Source organism: Dickeya sp. ws52 (genome assembly GCF_007210685.1).
Lineage (GTDB): Bacteria > Pseudomonadota > Gammaproteobacteria > Enterobacterales > Enterobacteriaceae > Dickeya > Dickeya chrysanthemi.
Window position 1 is genome coordinate 208,103 of sequence record NZ_SZVX01000007.1, and the last position, 7,219, is coordinate 215,321.

A 7,219-nucleotide genomic window follows, 5' to 3' on the forward strand; every position below is an offset into this window, starting at 1 on the left:
ATACGCCGGTTATCAAAATAACCGGTTTAAGCCGTTCAGCGCCGCTACCCGATAGGCTTCCGCCATGGTCGGGTAGTTGAAGGTGGTGTTCACGAAGTACTCAATCGTGTTGCCCTCGCCTTTCTGCTCCATGATGGCCTGGCCGATATGAATAATCTCGGCTGCACGCTCGCCGAAGCAGTGAATACCCAGAATCTGCTTGGTTTCACGATGGAACAGGATTTTCAGGCTACCGACGTTCATTCCCACAATCTGCGCCCGCGCCAGGTGTTTGAACTGGGCGCGGCCCACTTCATACGGCACCTTCATGGCCGTGAGCTCCTGCTCGGTTTTGCCGACGGAACTGATCTCCGGGATAGTGTAAATGCCGGTGGGAATGTCCTCGATCAGATGTGCGCTGGCATCGCCTTTGGTAATGGCTTGCGCGGCGATGCGGCCCTGATCGTAGGCAGCTGATGCCAGACTGGGGTAACCAATCACATCACCCACGGCATAGATATGTGCCTGGGCTGTCTGGTACATGCTGTTCACTTTCAACTGACCGCGACTGTCGGTTTCCAGCCCGACATTTTCCAGCCCCAGCGTTTCAGTGTTGCCGGTACGCCCGTTGGCGTAGAGCAGGCAATCCGCCTTCATCTTTTTACCGGATTTCAGGTGAATGATGACACCGTCGTCCAGCCCTTCGATGCGCTCGAATTCCTCATTGTGGCGAATCACCACGCCATTATTCCAGAAGTGATAGGACAGCGCGTCGGACATCTCCTGATCAAGAAACGCCAGCAGGCGATCACGGGTGTTGATCAAATCGACTTTTACATTGAGTCCCCGGAAGATCGATGCGTATTCGCAGCCGATCACCCCAGCGCCGTAGATGATCACGTGCTGAGGTTCATAATCCAGATCGAGAATAGAATCGCTGTCGTAGATGCGGGGATGGTCGAAGTCTACTCCGCCTGGATGATAAGGCCGTGAACCGGTGGCGATAATAATATTCGCGGCGGTTAGCGTGTCGTGGGTGTCATCCGGGTAATACACCGCGATGGTGTGCGCATCGATAAACCGTGCTTCGCCGGAAAATATTTCGCAGTGATTACGTTCGTAGAAGCCCTGACGCATACGGGTTTGCTGGCCGATCACGCTGTCGGCGTGGCGTAGAATATCGGAGAATGAGGTGCTGATGACACGGGCGTTATCGCTGTAAAGCGGGTTTTGATTGAATTCGATGATACGGCTGACGGCGTGTCGCAACGCTTTGGAAGGAATGGTTCCCCAATGGGTACAACCACCGCCGACGTTGTAATGCCGTTCTATCACGGCAATTTTCGCCCCTTGCTTGGCGAGCCCCATGGCCGCCCCTTCACCACCCGGACCTGAACCAATCACGATGGCATCGTAATCGTATTGCTGTTGTATGGACATGGTAGGAACCACCTGTTTTTATACAAGTTACTAACGCGATTGTAACATCGTCCAGATGATAACCCAATCATCCCTGATATTTGTATGGGAACCCAGGATCACATTTTTACTATGACAAACTTTGGCGCAGTATGTAGCAAGTAAAGTTTGTTATAGTGCTTCCCTTGATTTAAGGAGAGCCGATGACTGCGGGCAGGATAATGGGTGTCAGAGCACAACAAAAAGAACGAACTCGCCGTTCCCTGGTTGAGGCCGCTTTCAGCCAGTTAAGTGCTGAACGTAGTTTTGCCAGCCTGAGTTTGCGTGAGGTAGCCCGTGAAGCAGGGATTGCGCCAACTTCGTTTTATCGCCATTTTCGCGATGTCGATGAACTGGGGCTGACCATGGTGGATGAAAGCGGGCTGATGCTGCGTCAACTGATGCGACAGGCGCGCCAGCGCATCGTCAAAAGCGGCGGCAGTGTGATTAGAACGTCGGTATCGACGTTTATGGAATTCATCGGTAACAATCCCAACGCCTTTCGGCTGCTATTGCGCGAGCGCTCCGGTACGTCAGCTGCGTTCCGTGCTGCGGTAGCGCGTGAAATTCAGCATTTTATCGCTGAACTGGCCGACTATCTTGAAGTCGAAAATCATATTCCGCGCAGTTTCGCGGAAGCACAGTCGGAAGCGATGGTGACGATCGTCTTCAGCGCGGGCGCAGAGGCGCTGGATGTCGATCTCGAGCAACGGCGCCAATTGGAAGAGCGGTTAGTATTGCAACTGCGTATGATTGCCAAGGGCGCTTATTACTGGTATCGCAAAGAGCAGGGTAAAGGGTTTTCTTACCCTGAAGGATAATCAGAGGTAAAGTCATGACAGAGCAGATAAATTCAGAGAAAAGCACGTTGGTGCTGGCAATGGTAGCCGGTTTGTCCGCAAATGGTTCCTTTGTTGCTGTGTTTAGTTCTATCGTGCCGTTTTCCATTTTCCCGCTGATTGCGCTAGTGCTGTCGGTTTACTGCTTGCATCAGCGTTATATGCATCATGCCATGCCTGAAGGAACGCCACTGCTGGCGGCGGGGTGTTTTCTGTTCGGCCTGTTGCTTTACAGTGCGATTGTCCGTGCCGAGTACCCGCAGATAGGTTCCAATTTTGTGCCGTCAATCCTTTGCGTGGTGCTGGCGCTGTGGCTGGTCGTCAAACTGCGGGCCCGCAAGCCCGACAGCAATGACATCAATACGCCTTAATCGATGATGGCGTTACTGGCGTTTTTCCAGTAACACGCCGCATTCCATGTGGTGGGTATAGGGGAACTGGTCAAACAGCGCCAACTGGCTTATCCGGTGCGTTTGACTCAAGGTTTCCAGGTTGGCGCACAGTGTTTCCGGGTTGCAGGAGATGTACAGAATGCGTGGATACGCCTGCACCAGTTTGACTGTGCCGTCATCCAGGCCGCTGCGTGGCGGGTCGACGAAGATAGTTTCGCAGCGATAACCAGCCAGATCGATGCCTTGCAGACGGTTGAACTGGCGTACCCCGTTCATCGCCTGAGTAAACTCTTCCGCCGCCATGCGAATAATCTGCACATTATCAATCTGGTTAGCGGCAATATTGTACTGCGCCGCTGCGACCGACGGCTTGGCGATTTCGGTAGCCAGCACCCGCTCGAAATTGCGTGCCAGCGCCAGTGAGAAATTGCCGTTGCCGCAATACAACTCCAGCAAATCACCCGTCGAGCCTTGTGTTACTGATAACGCCCACTCCAACATCTGAATGTTCATCATGGCATTGGGCTGAGTAAAGCTATTTTCCACCTGACGATAAATCATCTGGCGGCCGGCAACCGGCAGACATTCGTCGACGTAATCCCGATCCAGACAAATTTTGGTTTTCGTCGCACGACCAATCAACTGTAGGGCAAAGCCCTGCGCGCGCAGCTTATCGCACAACTCGCGGGCACGCTGCCGCCACTCGTCATCCAGCGCTTTGTGGTAAAGCAGCGACACGGCAATTTCACCGCTCAGGGTGGAAAGATAATCTAGCTGGAACAGTTTGCGTCGTAGCACCGGCTCGGCGCGCAGTGCATTAAGCAGCACCGGCATCAGACGATTAATCAGCTCGCTGGCAGCCGGAAACTGATCGACCCGGATCCGCTGTTTGGTCTGCTGATCAAACATAATGTGGTACAGATCATCGCCATCATGCCAGATCCGAAACTCCGCCCTCATCCGGTAGTGACTCACCGGCGAGCGGAACACGGCCGGTGCCGGCGCATCGAATGGCGCCATCATGGCACCAAGGCGCCCGGTTTTTTCTTCAAGCTGGGCGTCATATTGGTCGATGGGCAGAATCTCTGGCGTCATGATGGTCTCATCTGAAAAAGCGGCTGGGATAATGTTGCTACAGTGACAGATAGTTGTCAGGGCGCGATTGTAGGGCATCCAGAAGGGATGTCCAGTCTTGCCGTACGGATTCGCTTATCTAAAAATGGAAGTCTAGACATCCACCTGACTCGATCGTAGCATGGGCGTCCGGTCTTGCCTCGCAAGTGAAAAGGGAATCCAGTGTAAATCTGGAGCTGACGCGCAGCGGTAAGGGGAATGGGCAACGATAGTATGATACAGACACTGTCCTGACGGATGGGAAGTCATCGTTGCCATGCCAGTTGATGGCAGCACCCGAGCCCGAAGACCTGCCGGAATACGTCGCAATGTTTCATGGTCATCGCGTGCTATCGATCATGAGGGTGCGGCATCCTGCCAATTCAGTTTGGATGCTTCTTAACATGTTTAATAAAAAAATAACGATGCTGGCGGCGATGATAGCCACGGCTTTTTCAGGATGGGCGCAAGGTAGCGACAACACACAGCAAAATAATAATGACGCGATGGTGGTGACCGCCAACCGTTTTCCCCAACCCATTTCCTCTGTACTGGCTCCCACAACCGTGGTGACGCGTGATGATATTGATCGCTGGCAGTCGAAAAGTTTGACTGATGTGATGCGGCGGTTGCCAGGTGTTGATTTCTACCAGAGTGGTGGGCTGGGGCAATTAAATTCTCTGTTTATTCGCGGTTCTTCTTCAAGTCATGTGTTGGTGCTGATTGATGGTATTAGACTTAATCAGGCTGGCGTCAGCGGTGCTTCCGATATTAGTCAAATCCCGATTTCTTTGGTTCAGAAAGTGGAATATATCCGTGGGCCGCGTTCAGCCGTCTATGGTTCGGATGCGATTGGCGGTGTGGTGAATATCATCACGGCCCGCGAAAAAAAAGGGACAACGTTTTCCTCAGGTATCGGTTCCAATGGGTATCAATCTCATGATGCCTCCACCCAGCAGCAATTGGGCGCGAATACGCTGGCAACCTTTGCTGGGAATTACACCTATACCAGAGGGTTTGATGTTGTTGCCAACCTGCCCGATTCGTTTGGAGACCCTGCCCAGCCTGATCGTGATGGTTTCATGAGCAAAACGGTATACGGTAATGTCGAACATAAGTTCAGTGAGAATGTCAGCGGGTTTGTTCGCGGATACGGCTTTGATAACAGGACTGCGTACGATGGTACTGCCAGCTTCAATCGGCCGGAGGCATTTCCTGATACCAGGAAGCTCTATAGCCAATCCTGGGATAGCGGACTCCGTTACCATCAGGATATTTGGTCATCTCAACTGATTACCAGTTACAGCCATAGCAAAGACTATAACTATGATCCGCGTTTTGGTCGTTCTGATATTTCCGCAACGCTGGATGATATCCAACAGTACAACGTTCAGTGGGGCAACAGTGTTCAGGTAGGAAAGGGCAATGTCGGCGCGGGTGTTGACTGGCAGAAACAAACCACTGAACCTGGCACAAACTTTATCGCTAATGGCTATGAACTACGTAATACCGGTATTTATACCACCGCGTTACAGGCATTCGGCCCGGTAACTCTTGAAGGGGCACTGCGCAGCGATGACAGTTCCCAGTTTGGTCAACATACCACCTGGCAGAGCAGTGCTGCGTGGGAATTCGTTGATGGTTATCGTTTGCTGGCATCTTATGGAACAGGCTATAAGTCACCAACAATCAGCCAGCTTTACGGGTCGTTTTCTGGAAATGCTAACCTTAAACCTGAAGAAAGTAAGCAGTGGGAAGGTGGTGTTGAAGGTTTGACGGGGCCGGTGAACTGGCATGTGTCAGCATATCGTAACGATGTGGATAATTTAATCCAGAGCGGCAGTGCGCCAACTTTCGCGAATGTGAATGTAGGCCGTGCCCGCTTACAAGGCGTTGAGGCGACGGCATCATTTGATACCGGGTTTGTGTCACATAAATTGTCTTACGATTATTTGGATCCACGCGATCTCGATACCAACCAAATATTGACCCGACGAGCCAGACAACAATTTAAATATGATTTGGACTGGCAATTCAACGATCTGGACTGGACGGTAACTTATCACTATCTGGGCGAACGTTATGACCAGAACTTCAATACCACGCCGGTAGAGAGAGTGAAGCTGGCTGGGGTGAGTTTGTGGGATATCGCTGCATCATATCCCGTCACCTCACATCTGACAGTTCGTGCTAGAATAGCCAACCTGTTTGATAAGAATTATGAGACGGTATATGGCTACCGAACTGCAGGGCGAGAATATTATCTCACCGGAAGCTATAGTTTCTGATTTACCCGCCCGCCCCACGGTCCTGGTGTTTGATTCCGGGGTGGGTGGTTTGTCCGTTTATGATGAAGTTCGCAAATTGCTGCCGGACTTACATTATATCTACGCTTTTGATAATGAGGCTTTTCCCTACGGGGAAAAGCCTGAGCAATTCATTATCGAGCGCGTGCTTTCTATTGTTGATGCGGTAGAAAAGCAGCATCCCTTATCTTTAGTGATTATTGCCTGCAATACTGCCAGTACTATTTCACTGCCCGCATTGCGTGAGCGTTTTGATTTCCCGGTTGTCGGGGTCGTTCCTGCGGTAAAACCCGCGGCGAAGCTTACCCGAAACGGTATAGTTGGATTGTTGGCAACCCGGGCGACAGTACAGCGTTCTTATACTCATGAACTGATTTCTCGTTTTGCGCATGACTGCCAGATTTTGCTATTAGGTTCTGCCGAATTGGTTGAGTTTGCCGAGGCAAAATTACAAGGAGAATCCGTCTCTGAGGAGGTATTGCGCAAAATTCTGCGTCCGTGGCTGAAGTTAGCAGAGCCGCCGGATACCGTTGTGTTAGGGTGTACGCATTTCCCGTTATTAGCGGAAGAGTTGCAGCGCGTGTTACCGGATGGCACACGACTGGTGGATTCGGGCTCGGCAATTGCACGCAGAACTGCATGGTTAATCGAGCATTTGGATAATCCTAAATGCTCAACAGAGAAAAACCTGGCTTATTGCCTGTCGATCACTCCTAAAGTTGCGGCGCTTTGGCCGGTTTTACGCCGTTATGGTTTTAATTCACTTGAAAAATTGCCGTTGGCACCGGTGGGTGAGTGAATATTGAGCGGTCGAAATTATTTTTGAAATTAGTGCTTGTCAGCGACGAAGAAGTCCCTATAATGCGCCTCCACTGACACGGCAACGGCGAAACGCCTGCGCGGTTTCAGTAAGAAATCAGGCGCATATCGCTTGACTTCTTTTCGGGAAAGCATAATATATGCGACCCGCGGCCACATTAAGTGGCCCTGCTCTTTAACAATCAATCAGACAATCTGTGTGGGCACTCGCAGGACGCTTCACTAAAAAATTAGTGAAAGTCTTGAAGAGTGACAACAGTTAATTCATTACGAATAAACAGTAAATTCTTTGAGCACCGTTTTCTTCGGAAAA

6 protein-coding genes and 1 riboswitch are annotated in these 7,219 nt (G+C 51.2%); of the genes, 4 read left to right on the forward strand and 2 right to left on the reverse strand.

Annotation, left to right across the window (positions count from 1 at the left end; translation table 11 throughout):
• Nucleotides 1-12: 12 nt before the first annotated feature.
• Nucleotides 13-1,413 carry a Si-specific NAD(P)(+) transhydrogenase gene (gene sthA, locus FDP13_RS09115; protein ID WP_050516148.1) on the reverse strand — a complete coding sequence of 467 codons (1,401 nt, stop codon included), beginning with the start codon at nucleotides 1,411-1,413 and terminating at the stop codon, nucleotides 13-15.
• 206 nt (nucleotides 1,414-1,619) lie between these two features.
• Here sthA and fabR point away from each other — a divergent pair, with 206 nt between their 5' ends.
• Nucleotides 1,620-2,258 carry an HTH-type transcriptional repressor FabR gene (fabR, locus tag FDP13_RS09120; protein ID WP_027710614.1) on the forward strand — a complete coding sequence of 213 codons (639 nt, stop codon included), beginning with the start codon at nucleotides 1,620-1,622 and terminating at the stop codon, nucleotides 2,256-2,258.
• A 14-nt stretch (nucleotides 2,259-2,272) separates the two neighbouring features.
• On the forward strand, nucleotides 2,273-2,647 hold the full coding sequence (locus FDP13_RS09125) for a YijD family membrane protein (RefSeq protein ID WP_012767913.1): 375 nt from the start codon (nucleotides 2,273-2,275) through the stop codon (nucleotides 2,645-2,647).
• A gap of 12 nt (nucleotides 2,648-2,659) precedes the next feature.
• Here FDP13_RS09125 and trmA read toward each other — a convergent pair whose 3' ends face one another.
• Nucleotides 2,660-3,763: a tRNA (uridine(54)-C5)-methyltransferase TrmA gene (gene trmA, locus FDP13_RS09130; RefSeq protein ID WP_143839258.1), complete on the reverse strand. Its 1,104-nt coding sequence runs from the start codon at nucleotides 3,761-3,763 to the stop codon at nucleotides 2,660-2,662.
• Nucleotides 3,764-3,915: 152 nt separating this feature from the next.
• A riboswitch (cobalamin riboswitch) is annotated at nucleotides 3,916-4,115 on the forward strand.
• A gap of 70 nt (nucleotides 4,116-4,185) precedes the next feature.
• Here trmA and btuB point away from each other — a divergent pair.
• Nucleotides 4,186-6,069 (forward strand): TonB-dependent vitamin B12 receptor BtuB, encoded by a 1,884-nt coding sequence (gene btuB / locus FDP13_RS09135; protein ID WP_143839259.1) that lies wholly within the window; start codon nucleotides 4,186-4,188, stop codon nucleotides 6,067-6,069.
• Nucleotides 6,014-6,886: a glutamate racemase gene (gene murI, locus FDP13_RS09140; protein WP_143839260.1), complete on the forward strand. Its 873-nt coding sequence runs from the start codon at nucleotides 6,014-6,016 to the stop codon at nucleotides 6,884-6,886. The genes btuB and murI overlap by 56 nt, the downstream gene beginning before the upstream one ends.
• Nucleotides 6,887-7,219 lie beyond the last annotated feature (333 nt).